At 62.8% G+C, this 16,244-nt stretch carries 11 protein-coding genes and 1 tRNA gene; 8 read left to right on the top strand and 4 right to left on the bottom strand.

Annotated elements, in window-relative coordinates; translation table 11 throughout:
- The first annotated feature begins 22 nt into the window (after positions 1-22).
- The 3 genes from FLQ03_RS07510 to FLQ03_RS07500 all read left to right on the top strand — a co-directional run bounded on the left by FLQ03_RS07510 (position 23) and on the right by FLQ03_RS07500 (position 3,416).
- Positions 23-655 carry a helix-turn-helix transcriptional regulator gene (locus FLQ03_RS07510; RefSeq protein WP_144371367.1) on the top strand — a complete coding sequence of 211 codons (633 nt, stop codon included), beginning with the start codon at positions 23-25 and terminating at the stop codon, positions 653-655.
- 227 nt (positions 656-882) lie between these two features.
- Entirely contained in the window at positions 883-2,169 is a 1,287-nt protein-coding gene (locus FLQ03_RS07505; RefSeq protein WP_170252343.1) for a B12-binding domain-containing radical SAM protein, read from the top strand.
- Entirely contained in the window at positions 2,169-3,416 is a 1,248-nt protein-coding gene (locus tag FLQ03_RS07500) for a glycosyltransferase family protein (RefSeq protein ID WP_144371365.1), read from the top strand. The genes FLQ03_RS07505 and FLQ03_RS07500 overlap by 1 nt, the downstream gene beginning before the upstream one ends.
- Before the next feature lie 93 nt (positions 3,417-3,509).
- Here the strand turns inward: FLQ03_RS07500 and FLQ03_RS07495 are convergent, their stop codons facing one another.
- Positions 3,510-4,520 carry a nucleoid-associated protein gene (locus FLQ03_RS07495; protein ID WP_144371364.1) on the bottom strand — a complete coding sequence of 337 codons (1,011 nt, stop codon included), beginning with the start codon at positions 4,518-4,520 and terminating at the stop codon, positions 3,510-3,512.
- 61 nt (positions 4,521-4,581) lie between these two features.
- Positions 4,582-6,333, bottom strand: coding sequence for an ABC transporter transmembrane domain-containing protein (locus FLQ03_RS07490; protein ID WP_240802221.1), 1,752 nt, complete (start codon positions 6,331-6,333; stop codon positions 4,582-4,584).
- 276 nt (positions 6,334-6,609) lie between these two features.
- Here FLQ03_RS07490 and corA point away from each other — a divergent pair, with 276 nt between their 5' ends.
- Positions 6,610-7,581, top strand: a complete 972-nt coding sequence (gene corA, locus FLQ03_RS07485; RefSeq protein ID WP_144371362.1) for a magnesium/cobalt transporter CorA — start codon at positions 6,610-6,612, stop codon at positions 7,579-7,581.
- A 135-nt stretch (positions 7,582-7,716) separates the two neighbouring features.
- On the opposite strand, the gene FLQ03_RS07480 is transcribed toward corA, so the two are convergent.
- Together FLQ03_RS07480 and FLQ03_RS07475 are read right to left on the bottom strand one after the other, a co-directional pair.
- Positions 7,717-7,801, bottom strand: a tRNA-Tyr gene (locus FLQ03_RS07480).
- A gap of 130 nt (positions 7,802-7,931) precedes the next feature.
- The gene (locus FLQ03_RS07475) at positions 7,932-8,828 is read right to left on the bottom strand and encodes a LysR family transcriptional regulator (RefSeq protein ID WP_144371361.1); all 897 of its coding nucleotides are present in this window, start codon (positions 8,826-8,828) and stop codon (positions 7,932-7,934) included.
- A gap of 132 nt (positions 8,829-8,960) precedes the next feature.
- Between FLQ03_RS07475 and FLQ03_RS07470 the strand changes: the two genes are divergently transcribed.
- The 4 genes from FLQ03_RS07470 to FLQ03_RS07455 all read left to right on the top strand — a co-directional run bounded on the left by FLQ03_RS07470 (position 8,961) and on the right by FLQ03_RS07455 (position 16,218).
- Positions 8,961-11,123, top strand: coding sequence for a malate synthase G (locus tag FLQ03_RS07470; RefSeq protein WP_144371360.1), 2,163 nt, complete (start codon positions 8,961-8,963; stop codon positions 11,121-11,123).
- Between the two features lie 198 nt (positions 11,124-11,321).
- Positions 11,322-14,129 (top strand): hybrid sensor histidine kinase/response regulator, encoded by a 2,808-nt coding sequence (locus tag FLQ03_RS07465; RefSeq protein WP_144371359.1) that lies wholly within the window; start codon positions 11,322-11,324, stop codon positions 14,127-14,129.
- Between the two features lie 10 nt (positions 14,130-14,139).
- A complete protein-coding gene (locus tag FLQ03_RS07460) occupies positions 14,140-15,267 on the top strand; it encodes a hypothetical protein (RefSeq protein WP_144371358.1) in 1,128 nt (375 codons plus the stop codon).
- Between the two features lie 99 nt (positions 15,268-15,366).
- Entirely contained in the window at positions 15,367-16,218 is an 852-nt protein-coding gene (locus tag FLQ03_RS07455; protein WP_144371357.1) for a 23S rRNA (adenine(2030)-N(6))-methyltransferase RlmJ, read from the top strand.
- The last annotated feature ends 26 nt before the right edge of the window (positions 16,219-16,244 follow it).

The following is a 16,244-nucleotide window of genomic DNA, read 5'->3' as shown; positions in this document are numbered from 1 at the left end:
TCTCTGCCCGGAACCCGCCCCCATGAGCCAAGCCGCCCACGCTACCGACCTGCTGCTGTCCCGCTACGCCCACCTCGCCGACAGCATCGCCAAGCTGTTTTTCCCGTATGCCGAAGTCGTCATCCACGACCTGGCCGAGCAGCGCGTGCGCTACCTGGCCAACAACCTGTCGCGGCGTGAAATCGGCGACGCATCCGGGCTGGAAGACATCGAACGCACCATTGCCGACCGCTTTGTCGGCCCCTACGAAAAGCTGAACTGGGACGGCCGCCGCATGCGCTGCGTCAGCAGCGTGCTGTTCGACGATGGCGGGCAAGCACTGGGCGTGATGTGCATCAATTTCAACATCGCGGTGTTCGAAGACATGCACGGCATGCTGGGCATGCTACTCAAAGGCGCCGGGCTGGTAGAACAGCCAGCCGAGTTGTTCCGCGACGACTGGCAGGAACGCATCAACACCTTCATGCACGGCTGGCTGCAGCAGCGCCAGCTGGCGCTGAACGGCCTGACGCGCGACCAGCGCCGCGAGCTGGTGACTGCGCTGTTCGCCGAGGGGGCGTTCCAGGGCAAAAGCGCTACCCACTACATCGCCAACGTACTGGGGCTGGGGCGCGCCACTGTGTACAAGTACCTGAAAGAGCTGAAGGAAGGCTAAGCGGGCGGCCCTCCACACAACACAGGCACGCCGGAGCCACCCAGCCGAGGCGAGATATCGATACGTAAAGCTAATTCGTTAAATGGTGTTTCTTTAGTAACGGCTAAAGTTTGTGCACCGTGTGTCGTTAAATCAGGATACGCCACCATCCAATGCCAAATGCAAAAAATGGCATTGTACTGGCCCGCTTTAGCACACACTCGCTGACAAATAGACGGAAACAAATCGTGAAACCCAAAAAAATCCTGTTTGTCGTCATGCCTTACGAAGGTGAGGTTCGTGATCGCGTCACCGCCAAGTTCTACAAGAACAAAGCCGTCAAATACATGCCGCTGGGTGTCTTGAGCCTTGCGGCTTGCGTCCCGCCGGAATACGAAGTGAAGGTGCTGGATGCTGCCAGCCTGGGGCTGGACCTGCAGGAAACCATCGACCAGATCGAAGCCTGGGCACCGGATGTACTGGGCCTGTCGGTGGTTACCTACCGTGCCTGGGCCATGGTGCAAATCCTGCAACGCACCAGCGCGCCCATCAAGATTGTCGGCGGCCCGCACGCTACCAAGAGCTACAACTACATTCTGGAACAGGGTGCCCACGCCGTATTCGTGGACGATGCCGAAGTCACCTTCCCGCAATGGCTGCAAGCTGGCTGCCCGGAAGGCGTGTTTTGGGGTGGCCAAGTCAACCTGAACACCATCCCGCTGCCGGCGCGCCATCTGCTCAATATTGACGATTACCGGATCGAAAAAAACGAAGACCTGTTGTTTGACGTGGGTGCCTTGCGTTTGCCGATGTTCAGCTCAAAAGGCTGCCCCTACGCCTGTACCTACTGCGACGTACAGCAGAAAACCTTCAATTTCAAGTCTGCGGAGCGCTGCGTCGAGGAGTTCAAAGCGCTGATCGACCTGGGCGCCACCTCGATCCATATTCTGGACGATGCGTTCAACGTCAACCGCAACCGTGTCAGCGAAATGTCCAAAGCGCTGGTGCGCGAAAACATCAAGGTAGACTGGAGCGCCAGGGGCACGGTGGAAGTGCGGGAATCGGTTATCGCCGATCTGGCCGAGGCCGGCTGCAAGCGCCTGCATGTCGGCATCGAGAGCCTGGACGATACCATCCTGGCAGGCTTCAAAAAGTCCTCCCGCTACAAGCACATCGAGCAGTTTTCCACGTTATGTCAGCAGTACGGCATCGACATCCTCGGCTACTTCATCATCGGCGCGCCCGGTGAAACCAGCGAGTATCGCCGCACCCTGCCACAGCGCATCCGCGACCTGGGCATCAAGCTGCCTTACTTCAACTTATTGTCGCCACTAGCGGAAACCCCCTACTACGAAGAGCTGCTGCGCACCGGCAAATTCAAGAAAGACTTCTGGACCGAGTTCTGCAAGAACCCGGTGCCGGATTTCATCATTCCGGAAATCCGCTCCGAAGAGGAAGAAGAAGAACTGCGCCTGATCATTGATGACTACGTGCGTTACTTCAAACGCGATGACATGCCGGTATTCGTAAACTGATGATGACCTCTCTGCGACTGGCCATACTGTGCAGCACCAGCAACACCTATCTGTTGAACATGTGCTTTGCCCTGATGAAGGGGTTTCACCGTATTGGCGTGGACTGCCAGCTGTTGGATGCAGACAAGCCCGCCGAGGCACTGAGCAACGAGCTGGACAAGCTGTGCCCGGATGCCGTGTTCGAGATCAACCGCACACGAGGCCAGTCGCCACTGTCCTTGCCGGCGTCCTGTCTTCACCTTTGCTGGATTCAAGATGCCTGGCATCAGGACCCGGTTAGCGGCAATAAACTGCTACACCGTGCCGACCCACGTTTTGGCGGCAGCGACCTGCTGTACGGCCTATTGAAAGCCGACTATTTCGGCCTGCAGGCCCAGGCCACCAAACAGGAATGGAGAATCCTGCAACCGGGTGCCGATACCGAGCTGTACCCCAATCTGCCAGACAGTCGGCCAGAGCCTGGCCTGGCGTCCATCTGTGGCTATATCCCCAAACCGATCAAACCTACGCCCGACATGCATGAGCAAGTCATCGCACGGCATCAAGGGCGCCAAGTATCGGTAGGCGACCTCATTTTCAGCCTGAGCTACCAGTACAAGGTGTCCATCAGCCGCCACTCCACCGGTGACATCCACCAGCTGATGACCGACGAGATCAACCGCCGGCTGGGCATTGCCATCAGCGTAGACGAGATGCTGGCCCTGTTTGGCTCGCACTGGACCCTGTTACTGCTGGACACCGAGCTGCCACGCATTCCGGATAGATTAAGCAATGCCTGCGCCGCCCTGGACGAGGGGCTGCAGCTGGCGCTGTACGGCCCCAACCAGTGGCTGGGCTGGGAACGGCTGGCCCCTTACTACCAGCGAAACCTGAGCTGGGGCAGCGAGCTGGCAAACGTCTATCGTCGCAGCCAGTTCAACCTGCATAACGGGGCATTCGGCATGCATCAGCGGGTGCTGGAGTGCATGGCTGCGGGTGGCACCATCCTGATCAACCATACCGACTATGACCCGGCACATGACGTCCAGGCCTATTTCAATGATGGCGAGCACTATATCGCTTACCAGCCTGAAACCCTGCGCGAGACGCTGGCACTATGGAAAAACCGGCACGACACCTTGCGCGATATCGGACAGCAGGCTACCGCTCACGTCCGCAAGCACCATCGCTGGGAAAACCGTGCTGCCACCATCGTGGCCGACATCCGAGCCTTGCGTAGCCAGCGCCGGCTGATCGGACAGCCGTAACACGACCCCTAAAAGACAGCGCGGCCACGGTCATGACCGTGGCCGCGCTGTTATGGCGTTGATGCTGACGCTCTAGTCAGCATCAGGCAACGATCAGTCTTCTTTCTGCTGCAAAAACAGCGTCAGCGTCAGCTCGCCGTTCTCGCCCTTCATGCTGCGTACGTTCTGCAGGCTGAGGTCGGACGGCAGCAGCAGGCTGACGCCGTGGCCGATGCCGACCTTGCTCCAGCTCTTTTCCAGCCGCTTGGCCACCGACTGCGCCGGCAGAGGCGCGTCGCTTTCCAGCGAAAAGCCGTAGCTTTCGGCGGCGTTATCGAACAGGCGGCCCACCTCTTCCGAGCCCACGTAGCGTTCGGCCATGCTGCCCATCTGGCGTGGCGACAGCTCCGGCTCGGTCTTGCACAGGTTCATCACTTCGTCCTTGAAGCGCACCTGCTCTTGCGGGTCTTCAATTTCTTCCGAGATCTGCTCCAGCACCTCGGCCACCACCTTGCTGCTGGTGCTGGTATCGGGCACGCGCATGGCCTGCAGGAAATCGTCCAGCCAGAACTTGGCCTCGTTACCCTGGCGGTCCACCGCGTACAGCAGCGGGCCGTGCTCCAGCAACAGCGCGCCCTTGTCGATCAGGCGCGGGTTGATGCCGCTGGCGTGGCTGATGTCGAACACCTCGCCGCTTTCCACGATGGTGAGGAAGTCTTCCTGGATTTCAGCCTTAAAGAGGCCCAGCGCACGCACCTCGCGGTCGCCGTCGCTCAGGCCGGAGAACAGGATCACCAGCAGGTCGCCGGCCATGATGTTGGGGTGCTGCGAGCGGGCGTACAGGTGTTTGGCGATGCGCTGCGATACTTCCAGCAGGTCGGCCTCGCCACGGAAGAACTGGCGGCTGTAGTGGTACAGCTCGTTCAGGTTGAGGTCGCTCTCGTGATAGAACTGGTACTTTTTCTTGTCGGAGACAATGCCTTTCAGGTAGCCGTCCAGGATCAGCGCCGACACACCCTCGTCCACCTGGGTGGCCTTGCCGGACAGCTGCAAGGGCTCGCTGCGGGCCGGGTTGCCGACACGGTGTACCACCAGACGTTCTACGCGGGCTTCGGTTATCTGCATGATGCTTCCTGTTAAGGGCTGAAAAACGGGTGGCGATTATCGCACATCCGGCCGCCAGGCCCTACGCCTGGCCAAACTGCAATGCGGCCAACCTGGCGTACAGCGGCGAGCTTTGCAGCAGCTGTTCGTGACGGCCTTCGGCCACCATGCGGCCGCCGTCCAGCACGATAATGCGGTCGGCCTGGCGCACAGTAGCCAGGCGGTGGGCGATCACCAGCGTGGTGCGGCCGGCAGCGGCCTGCTCCAGCGCCTGCTGCACCAGCTGCTCCGACTCGGCGTCCAGCGCGCTGGTGGCTTCGTCCAGCAGCAGGATGGGCGGGTTCTTCAGGATGGCGCGGGCAATGGCAATGCGCTGGCGCTGGCCGCCGGACAAGCGCACGCCGCGCTCGCCCAGAAAGCTGTGGTAGCCGTTAGGCAGCTTTTCGATAAAGTCGTGCGCGGCAGCAGCGCGGGCTGCGGCGATCACCTCGTCATCGCTGGCCTCCGGGCGGCCGTAGCGGATGTTTTCCAGCGCGCTGCTGGCAAAGATCACCGTGTCTTGCAGCACGATGCCGATATGGCGGCGCAGGGCGGCCGGCTCCAGCTGGTCGATGGCCACGCCGTTCAGCAAGATGCGGCCAACTTGCGGGTCGTAAAAACGCAGCAGCAGCTGGAACAGCGTGGTCTTGCCAGCACCGGACGGCCCCACCAGCGCCACGTGCTCGCCCGGGCGTACGTGCAGGTTCAGCCCCTGCAGCGACGGCTGCTCGGGGCGCGACGGGTAGGCAAAGCCGACATCCTGCAGCCGCAGCCCGTCACCACTGGCCGGCAGCGGCAAGGGCTGCGCCGGCGGCTGCACCGGCGAGCGTTGCGCCAGCAAGGCCAGCAGCCGCTCGGTGGCGCCGGCCGCGCGTTGCAGGTCGCCCCACACCTCGGCCACGGCGCCGATGGCACCGGCGGTCACCACCGCGTACAGGATGAACTGCGCCAGCTGGCCGCTGCTCATCTGCCCGGCCAGCACCGCGTGCGCGCCCAGCCACAGCACGAACACGATGGCGGCAAACACCAGCAGGATCACCAAGGCGGTAAGCTGGCTGCGGGCGCCGATGCGTGCCAGCGCGGTGTCGAAACTGTGCGCCACCGAGGCCTCGAAGCGCGCCACCTCGGCGCCTTCCTGGGCAAACGCCTGCACCGTCTGCGCCGCGTTCAGCTTTTCACCGGCCAGCGCGCTGGAATCGGCAATGCGGTCCTGGCTGGCACGCGACAGCGCCCGCACGCGGCGGCCGTAAACCAGGATCGGCACGATCACCAGCAATAGCGTCAGCAGGATGTAGCCGGTGAGGCTGGGGCTGGTCACCGTCAACATCACCAGACCGCCCAGCATCAGCAACAGGTTGCGCAGGCCCATCGACAGGCTGGTGCCCACCACCGTCTGCACCAGCGTGGTATCGGTGGTCAGCCGCGACAGCACCTCGCCGGTTTGCAGCGTCTCGAAATACTGCGGGCTCATGGCGATGACGTGGCGGTACACCGCGTTGCGCAGGTCGGCGGTAACGCGCTCGCCCAGCCACGACACCAGATAAAAGCGCAGCGCGGTAAACAGCGCCAGCGCGGCGGCCAGGCCGAACAACAACAGGAAGTAGCGATCCACCGCCGCCTGCTGCACAAAGGCGTGATCGATCAGGTAACGGAACGCCACCGGCAGCAGCAAGGTGGCCCCCGCCGCCAGCAACAGCGCCAGGCCGGCCAGCCACATACGGCCGCGATAAGGCCGCAGGAAAGGCAGCAAGCCCCCCAGCGGCAGGAATTTCTGCAACAGTGTCGGCGTACTCACCACAGGCTCCGCTCTCTAGGGCAAAACAGGCAGATGGCCGCAATGTCGCCGTTTTCAAGCCGGCGGCACCGCAAGCCTGCTGCCGGGCCGCGCATCGCTGGCAATAAATGCCAGCCAGTACGATGTGACGGTGCCGGCGCGACGGGGCGGGCCGCCCTCCCTTGCCTGCCCAGGCTGGCAAAGCCCGGGCACAAAGACAACAATGCAGACATACCCTGCCCCGACCCATAAGCGCCGACAGCCAGGTTGGCCGCACAAACGCATAAGGTACCCGGCATGCTGATCAACTGCGTGGCCTACCAGAACGGCCAGAAACTGGGCGACATCGCCGTCGCCGACATCCACGACACGCTGCTGCGCCCGGACTGTTTTGTCTGGGTAGCACTGAAAGACCCGCTACCCAGCGAAATTACGGCACTGGGTGAGCAGTTCGGCTTGCACGAGCTGGCCATAGAAGACGCGCAGCACGGCCACCAGCGCCCCAAGCTGGACGAGTACGGCGACATGCTGTTCTGCGTGATGAAAACCCTGCAACTGGACGACGAAGGCACGCTCAGCGAAGGCGAGGTGGACGTGTTCGTGGGCGCCAATTACGTGCTGTCGATCCGCAACGGCACGCGCAAGGGCTTCCAGAACGTGCGCGACCGCTGCGAGAAAGAACCGCACCTGCTGCAACACGGCGCCGGTTTTGTGTTCTATGCGCTGATGGACGCGGTGGTGGACCGCTATTTTTCGGTAATGCACCAGCTGGAGGACGAGCTGGAGGCACTGGAAGACCGGCTGTTTTCGCGCAATGGTTCGGCGCGGCAAAACATCGAAGACCTGTACGCGCTGAAGCGCAAGCTGGTGCTGGTGAGCCACGCGCTGGTGCCGCTGCACGAAGCCACTGCCCGCCTGCACGGCGGCCGTGTGCCCCGCGTGTGCGGCGGGCTGCAGGATTACTACCGCGACGTGGACGACCACCTGGCGCGCATCATCCGCAACCTGGAGTCGCAACGCGACATGCTGTCCACCGCCATTCAGGTGAACCTGGCGATGATCTCGCTGGACGACTCCAGCGTCAGCAAGAAGTTGGCCGCCTGGGCGGCGCTGTTTGCCGTGCCCACCATGATCGCCGGTATCTACGGCATGAACTTCGAGCACATGCCGGAGCTGAAATCGGTAGACGGCTACCCGGTGACGCTGCTGATCATGCTGGTGCTGGATGCCATCCTGTGGTGGCGCTTCAAAAAGTCGGGCTGGCTGTAGCGGCCACTTTGGCAGGGCGGCCACGCTGCGCCCTGCCCGGGCATGGCTGCACCGCATCTGCGGCCAACTTGCCAGGCAAAGCAATCGCACAATGCGAAAAGCCCGCGTCTTTCGACACGGGCTTTTCTGAATCTGTGGTGGCGGGAGAAGGATTCGAACCTTCGAAGGCAGAGCCGGCAGATTTACAATCTGCTCCCTTTGACCGCTCGGGAATCCCGCCACATCAGGAAACGAAGTATGCTCCTGACCGCCCTTGGCGTCAAGCGTTTTTTGTAGAATTAATGCAATTTTCTAATTCATTTTCAAAAAAACGCTATTTTTCAAAAACTTGCACGCCACAAACGGCACCATCAATCCCAATACCCCGGCGTGGCGTACACGGTTTTCAGGTGCTCGATGAACAAGCGCACCCGCCCCGGCAGGTATTTTCTTTGCGCCACCACCGCATAAACCGGGTAATCCGGCGACGAAAAACGGTCCAGCACCGTCACCAGGCGGCCATCGGTGATGTCGTCTTTCACTTCCCACATCGAGCGCCAGGTCAGCCCCAGCCCCTGCAAGGCCCAATCGTGCAGCACGGCGCCGTCGTTACACTCCAGCGCACCGCGCACTTTCAGGTTCACCAGCTCGCCGCCTACCTTGAACGTCCAGCCGCGGCTCTGGCTTTCACCCAGCGACAGGCAATCGTGCTGCTCCAGGTCGGCCAGCGTCTTCGGCGTACCGCGCCGCGCCAGGTACGCCGGCGCCGCCACCACCACGCGGCGGTTTTCGGCCAGTCGCACCGCGATCAGCGTGGAATCAGACAAATCGGAAATACGGATCGCACAGTCGATACGGTCGCGCACCAGGTCGGTCAGCCGATCGGACAGGTCCAGCGTGATGCGGATATCGGGGTGCAGCCGCAAAAAGCTGGCCACGTGCGGCGCCACATGGCGGCGGCCAAAGCCGGCCGGTGCCGACAAGCGCAAATGGCCGCGGGCGCGGGCACTGCCGCTGGCTACGGCCGACTCGGCCTCCGACAGCTCGCCCAGGATGCGCTGGCAGTCCTCATAAAAAGCATTGCCTTCCTGCGTCAGCGAAATGCTGCGCGTGGTGCGCACCAGCAGTTTGACGCCCAAACGGTGCTCCAGCGCGTCCAGCCGGCGGCCGATGATGGCCGGCACCACGTCTTCCTGCCGCGCTGCCGCCGACAGACTGCCCAGATTCACCACTGAAACAAAGGTTTCCAGCTGCTTGAACACGTCCATTACGGCACCAAAAGTAAAAAATGTTATGGCATTTTAGCGCTTTGCGCAGCGCAGCAACATGGCTACACTGAGCCCATCGATACTTATTCCAAACCCATGCGCAGCCGCGCAACACGACAAAGAGAGCCTTCCATGACTGCACGCATCCAGAAGCATCGCCTCGCCGTTGCGGCCAACCTTCACGACTTCATCGAGCAGGAAGCCCTGCCCGGTACCGGCATTGCCAGCGATGCATTCTGGCAAGGCTTTGACGCACTGGTACACGAACTGGCCCCGCAAAACCGCGCCCTGCTGGCCGAGCGCGACCGCCTGCAAAGCGAGATCGACGCCTGGCACCGCCAGCACCCGGGCCCGATTGCCGACATGGCCGCCTACAAGGCCTTCCTGTCCGGCATCGGCTACCTGAAACCGCTGCCGGCCGATAGCCGCATCGATACCAGCCGTATCGATACCGAGCTGGCCGAACAAGCCGGCCCGCAACTGGTGGTGCCGGTGATGAACGCCCGCTACGCGCTGAACGCGGCCAACGCGCGCTGGGGCAGCCTGTACGACGCGCTGTACGGCACCGACGCCATCAGCGAAGACGACGGCGCCACCCGCGCCGGCGGCTACAACCCGGTACGCGGCGCCAAGGTCATCGCCTTTGGCCGCGCCTTCCTGGACCAGGCTGCCGCGCTGGAAAGCGGCTCGCACAGCGACGCTGCCGCCTACCGCGTGGCAAACGGCCAGCTGGAAGTGGTGCTGCAAAACGGTAGCAGCAGCGGCCTGAAGCAGCCGGCGCAGTTTATCGGCTACACCGGCGATGCCGCCGCCCCCACCGCGGTACTGCTGAAAAACAACGGCCTGCACTTCGAGATCCAGATCGACAAGCAAAGCGCCATCGGCGCCCAGGACGGCGCCGGCGTGAAAGACATCGTGATGGAAGCCGCCATCAGCACCATCATGGACTGCGAAGACTCGGTTGCAGCCGTGGACGCCGACGACAAGGTGGTGGTGTACCGCAACTGGCTGGGCCTGATGCTGGGCACGCTTACCGAAGAAGTGGCCAAGGGCGGCAAGACCTTTACCCGCCGCATGAACGCCGACCGCCAGTACACCGCCGCCGCCGGTGGCAGCCTGACCCTGCACGGTCGCAGCCTGCTGTTCATCCGTAACGTGGGCCACCTGATGAGCAACCCGGCCATTCTGGACGGCGAAGGTCGCGAGATTCCGGAAGGCATCATGGACGCCGTGGTCACCACACTGATCTCACTGCACGACCAGCAACGCCGTGGCAACTCGCGTACCGGCTCCATCTACATCGTGAAGCCGAAAATGCACGGCCCGGACGAGGTGGCATTCGCCAATACGCTGTTCGGCGCGGTGGAAAACCTGCTCGGCCTGCCGCAGTACACGGTGAAGCTGGGCATCATGGACGAAGAGCGCCGCACCAGCGTCAACCTGGCCGCCTGCATTGCCGCCGCCCGCCACCGCGTGGCCTTCATCAATACCGGCTTCCTGGACCGTACCGGCGACGAGATGCACACCTCGATGGAAGCCGGCCCGATGATCCGCAAGGGTGACATGAAAACCAGCAGCTGGATCCAGGCTTACGAGCGCAACAACGTGCAGGTAGGTCTGGCCAGCGGCCTGCGTGGCCGCGCCCAGATCGGCAAGGGCATGTGGGCGATGCCGGACCTGATGGCCGAAATGCTGAAGCAGAAGATCGGCCACCCGAAAGCCGGCGCCAACACCGCCTGGGTGCCGTCCCCTACCGCCGCCGTGCTGCACGCGCTGCACTACCACCAGGTGAATGTGCAAGACGTGCAGAAAGGCATGGAGGCGCAACCGGCCGAAGACCTGCAGGACGCACTGCTGACCATCCCGGTGGCGGCCAACCCCAACTGGAGCGCCGCCGACATCCAGCAGGAACTGGACAACAACGCGCAGGGCATTCTGGGTTACGTGGTGCGCTGGATCGACCAGGGCGTGGGCTGCTCCAAGGTGCCGGACATCCACAACGTGGGCCTGATGGAAGACCGCGCCACGCTGCGCATCTCCAGCCAGCACATCGCCAACTGGCTGCGCCACGGCATTGTGACCGAAGCCCAGGTTACCGAAACGCTGCAACGCATGGCCGCAGTGGTAGACCAGCAGAACGCCGGCGACGCGGCTTACCAGAACATGGCCGGCCGTTTCGACAGCTCGGTAGCGTTCAAGGCCGCGTGCGACCTGGTATTCAAGGGTTGCGCCCAGCCGTCCGGTTACACCGAGCCGCTGCTGCACGCCTGGCGTCTGGTGGCCAAGGCCGGCTGAGCCAATCAAAAGCACAGGCTTCATTCAGCTGAAAGCCCTGCTTGGCAATAAAGGCAGACACCCCTCTGCCGACAAGAGCGACGCATAATTTGCGTCGCTTTTTTATTAAAATTGGCTGATATCCTACACACAAATCCTATCCATCTATGCCAGAATCCTAGCGTTGATACAGAGTCACCCAGCCGACAGGATCGCAGCGTGGATATACACAGCAACCGAACGATGGAAGCAGGCAGCTACCGGCCGGTTTCCTGGCGCAGACTGCGCTTCAGCGCCACCACGCCCCGCAACGTACTACTGACCAGCTGGCTGCTATCCACCATCGCCTGCGTGGCGCTGGGGCTGGGCGCCGTCATCTTCCAGTGGTCGGGCATGCCGATGGATTTCGGTGGCGTTTCCTTCTATGTTTCCGCCTACCCGCCACTGACCATCTGCCTGCTGTGGACCCTGATGTTCGGCCTGGCCTGGGGGGCCATACCGGCTTATCTGTCCACCTTTGTGCTGTCGGTGTACGCGGGCATGCCGGCCGGCTGGGCCGCCTTGTTTGCCCTGGCCAACCCGCTGGGCCTGTCGGTGTTCACCATCGCCTACCGTGCGCTGTCGATACCGCTGAACCTGCGCAGCATGGACTCGCTGCTGTTCTTCGGCCTGCTGGCCTTCTTCAGCAGCGTGTTCAGCGCCAGCGGCGCCTTCATCTGGATCCATACCAACCACATTGCCTCCGGCGACGCGTTTGCGCTGTGGCAGGGCTGGTGGCTGGGCAATCTGCTGCAGATGCTGTTCATTACTGCCCCCATCCTGGCGATTGTGGCCGACCCGGTGGGCAACTGGCGCAACCGCTCGCTGTTCCAGCTGGCTGACAACCCCCACACCAGCCTGCGCTGGATGCTGCTGGCGGCGAGCATGGTGGTGGTGGGCGTGTACATGTACATCGCACTGTCGTTCTGGCTCAGCCACCAGGCCGTCAACGCCAATACCGGCCTGAACACCGTCGCCGGCTGGCAGCGCGCTACCGAACTGATTACCGCCTCGTCATCGTCGGTATACATGGTGCTGTCCATCATGTTCCTGGCGATGGCTTCGCTGGGCTACCGCTTTGTGCGTACCTGGGTAGACGAACTGCAGCAGGCCGTTCGCCACGCCGAAGAAGCCAACCGCGCCAAGTCGGGCTTTCTGGCACGCATGAGCCACGAGATCCGCACCCCGATGAACGCCATCATCGGGCTATCCAACCTGGCGCTTCAACACAGCCACAACCCGCGCGAGCGCGACTATCTGCAAAAAATCCACCAGGCAGGCAACTCCTTGCTGGTGATCATCAATGACATCCTGGACTTCTCCCGCTCCGAAATCGGCACCCTGCAGCTGGAACAGCGCGCCTTCAAGCTGGATGGCTTCATCGACACGCTATGCGACCAACTACGGACGCAGCTGGACAGCAAACAACTGGAGCTGGTGGTGGACATTGCCCCGAACGTACCGCGCGTACTCAGCGGCGACACCGTGCGTCTGGGCCAGGTCTTGCTGAACCTGCTCAACAATGCCGTGAAGTTCACCGAGCGCGGTGAAGTTTGCCTGCGCATCAGCCGGATGCCCGCCGACGAAGGCGATAGCAGCCTGGTAACGCTACAGTTTGACATCATCGACACCGGCATCGGCATTGACGAAGCCCATCTGTCACGCCTGTTCCAGCCCTTTACGCAGGCGGATGAATCGATCACCCGTCGCTACGGCGGCACCGGGCTGGGCCTGGCCATCTGCCAGCAACTGGTCGGCGCCATGGGCGGCAGCATCCAGGCCAGCAGCACGCCAGGCGAAGGCAGCTGCTTCCGCTTTGCCATCAGCCTGCCGTTCGAAGCCGGCACCGAGCTGGCGGCGGAATTCCCGCTGCAAACCGTCATGCTGATCCATCGCCACGAAGGCCTGCGCGACAGCGCCGTCAGCACCTTGCAGGCACTGGGGCTGCAAGTGATCAGCGCCAGCGGTATCGGCACCGCGCGCGCCATGCTGTACCAGCACGGCGACGTGACGCCATCGCTGCTGATTGCCGAGCTGCCGGACAACACCAGCGTCAGCCAGCAACTGACGACGCTGCGCCGGCTGGTACCGGGCCGCGCACCGGACATCCTGCTGGTTGAACCACACTACAGCAGTACTGCGGCGGAAAGCGGCACCGAGGTAACGCTACTGAGCAAACCACTGTCCGCGGCGCAACTGCGCCTGGCACTACGAAACGAGCCGCCTCCCTCTGCCAGCACTGACAGCCACCCGTCACGCAATGCCTGCCTGCGCGGTCGCCAGATCCTGCTGGCAGAAGACAATGTGATCAACCGCCAGATTGCCAGCGAGCTGCTGGAAGAAGCCGGTGCCACCGTCATCTGTGCCGAGAACGGCCAGCAGGCGGTGGAAATGGCGCTGCACGGCCTGTTCGACGCCATCCTGATGGACGTACACATGCCGGTGATGGATGGCCTGGAAGCGTCGCGCCAGATCCGCGCCCACGGTCTGACCACGCTGCCCATCATCGCTGTCACCGCCCACGCCTTTGATGCCGCCCGCCAGGAAGCGCTGGAAGCCGGCATGGACGAACACCTGAGCAAGCCCTACACGCCAGACCAGCTTTACCAGCTGCTCTGCCGTTTCATGCCCGCCCCGACACCGGCCACCGAAAGCACAACCAGCCACGGCAACACCACAGCGCCAGCCGACAAGCAGCTGGACAGCTTGCTGCAGAAATTCCAGCAATACCACGCGGAAGACGCCAGCTCGCTACGCAAGGCCAACCGTGACGGCGATCTGGAAACCATTCAGCTGATCGCGCACAACCTGAAATCTGTCGGCCACTACATCCAGGCCCAGCAGATGCAGCAACTGGCCAAGTCGCTGGACGCTGCCGCCAAAGCGGGCCAGGCGCCGGCCGAACTGGTGGAGGCGCTGGCCAGCGAGATCGACACCATCCAGCAGCAGCTGGCGCACCGTTTTACCCACCGCGACAACTCTCTGTGAGACAAAAGCCATGACAAGCCGCCTCCTCATCGCCACCAGCCTGCTACTGGGCCAAGCCGCCTTTGCGGCCAACCTGGAAATCGACCTTGGCAGCGCCGACCGCGTAGGCAAGCTGTTCTCCTACCCCAACTGCAGCTACAACTGCCCTGCGCCGGCCAACTCGCTGGAACAAACGGTGGAACACTGGCTGGGCCAGAGCGTCAGTCGCGACGGTTACACCTCGCCGGTACGCGTCTTCCGCCGTGACGACCGCCTGATTGCCGAACTGGTACGCGATACAGACCCGGCCCACCCTGACGCCAACAAGTACCCGGCGCCGGACGACTACCGTGAAGTGGTGCAAGGCTATCTGGACGTAGCCGACATCGGCTACGCCAAAGCGGAAGAGCTGAAGCAGACGCCGCTGTGGCAAACCGACTGGCGTTTCTTCCTGACGCTGGGCATGGCCATGCGCAACCATGCCACCGTGCAACTGCTGCACTTCCCGCCCGATACCGTGCTGAACGACACCCAGGATTACCTGAGCGCCGCCACCACCATCCGCTGGGGCAACCTGCTTGGCTTCAACGGTGTGGACGTGCGCCAGAACGCGCTGTACCAGACCATCGACGACATCGCCCCGATCGCCGCTCCGGCCAACGCCGGCAGCAAGCTGGACGGCGTCTACGACACGTTTACACCGTACACGCTGGCGCTGATGCAACGCTGGACCGCCCCCAAAGCCGGCACTACCCAGCCGCGGCCGATGGTGGTGCTGGGCAGCCCGGCGCGCCAGTGGCTGGCCAAGCAGTTCAAGCTGGGCACGCTGAAAGTGGGCGACCAGTTCACGCTGGACCTGGGCAATAACCAGAAGGTACCGGTGGCGGTAGGCAACCACCCCAGCTTGATCTGGAATGCCGGCAGCGACAGCCAGGGCATCAGCATCATGCGTCAGGACCTGACCGTGTCGTGCTGGCAAGCCGCCATGGGCAAGAACCCGGCCGCCGACGGCAAAGCCACCATGAGCAGCTGCCAGCAGACCTGGCAAAACGAAGTACAAGCCTGCCGCCTGTACTACACCTCGATCAAGAACACCAGCTACGCCACCGCCGTGCAGAATTGCACCCCGGCCACGCTGAAGCGCAGCAAGAAATCGTAAGCCACGCCGGCCCGGCAGCCCCCAGCGGCGCCGGGCCGGTCGCGGCCGGCGACAGGGATGCGCTACAATGGCGGCCAACCCTGTCTTACGGCTTTTTTCATGCTCAGCTACCGCCACGCCTTTCACGCCGGCAACCACGCCGACGTGCTCAAGCACCTGATCCAGGTGCAGATCATCGACTACCTCGGCCAGAAGGCCAAACCGTTCTGGTACATCGACACCCACGCCGGTGCCGGCGCCTACAGCCTGACCGAAGGCTACGCCACCAAAACCGCCGAGTACGTGGAAGGCGTAGCCCGCCTGTGGCAGCGCGATGACGCCCCCGCCGCGGTGCAGCGCTACCTGGAAGTAGTCGCCGCCATCAATAGCGACGCCGACGGCGCGCTGCGCTACTACCCCGGCTCGCCGTGGTTTGCCGCCGAAACCATGGCCGGCAGCGAAAAACTGCGCCTGTTCGAGCTGCACCCCAGCGACCACCAGCTGCTGCAGGATTGCTTTGCCGATGCCGGCCGCCGCGTGCGCATCGAACGCGCCAACGGCTTTGAAGCCATCAAGTCGCTGCTGCCGCCGCCGCCGCGGCGCGCGCTGACGCTGATAGACCCGCCGTACGAAGACAAAGCCGATTACCAGCACGTGGTGAAGGCGATGAAAGAAGCACTGAAGCGCTTTGCCACCGGCACCTACGCCATCTGGTACCCGTTGTTGCAGCGCGCAGAAGTCAAAGAAATGGTGCAAGACCTGAAAAAGCTGCCCTGCCACAGCTGGCTGGACGCCACGCTGACGGTACGCACGCCGTCCAAGGACGGCTTCGGCATGCACGGCAGCGGCATGTTCATCGTCAATCCGCCGTGGACGCTACACGCCACGCTGCAAGAAACCTTGCCGTGGCTGAGCAAGGCACTGGCGCTGGATGACGGCGCCTGGCACAGCCTGGAATACCGGGAGAACTAGGGCCTGTTAACGCTATTTTTGATGCG

The organism is Vogesella urethralis (assembly GCF_007644045.2).
Lineage (GTDB): Bacteria > Pseudomonadota > Gammaproteobacteria > Burkholderiales > Chromobacteriaceae > Vogesella > Vogesella urethralis.
Note: the sequence above shows the minus strand (reverse complement) of the source record. Positions and strands in the feature narration are given on the sequence as shown.

Bases quoted from the DNA above. Each gene is read 5' to 3' on its own strand.
- FLQ03_RS07460 (WP_144371358.1), top strand. From the start codon at position 14,140: ATGACAAGCCGCCTCCTCATCGCCACCAGCCTGCTACTGGGCCAAGCC.
- FLQ03_RS07455 (WP_144371357.1), top strand. From the start codon at position 15,367: ATGCTCAGCTACCGCCACGCCTTTCACGCCGGCAACCACGCCGACGTG.
- FLQ03_RS07510 (WP_144371367.1), top strand. From the start codon at position 23: ATGAGCCAAGCCGCCCACGCTACCGACCTGCTGCTGTCCCGCTACGCC.
- FLQ03_RS07470 (WP_144371360.1), top strand. From the start codon at position 8,961: ATGACTGCACGCATCCAGAAGCATCGCCTCGCCGTTGCGGCCAACCTT.
- FLQ03_RS07500 (WP_144371365.1), top strand. From the start codon at position 2,169: ATGATGACCTCTCTGCGACTGGCCATACTGTGCAGCACCAGCAACACC.
- corA (WP_144371362.1), top strand. From the start codon at position 6,610: ATGCTGATCAACTGCGTGGCCTACCAGAACGGCCAGAAACTGGGCGAC.
- FLQ03_RS07495 (WP_144371364.1), bottom strand. From the start codon at position 4,520: ATGCAGATAACCGAAGCCCGCGTAGAACGTCTGGTGGTACACCGTGTC.
- FLQ03_RS07475 (WP_144371361.1), bottom strand. From the start codon at position 8,828: ATGGACGTGTTCAAGCAGCTGGAAACCTTTGTTTCAGTGGTGAATCTG.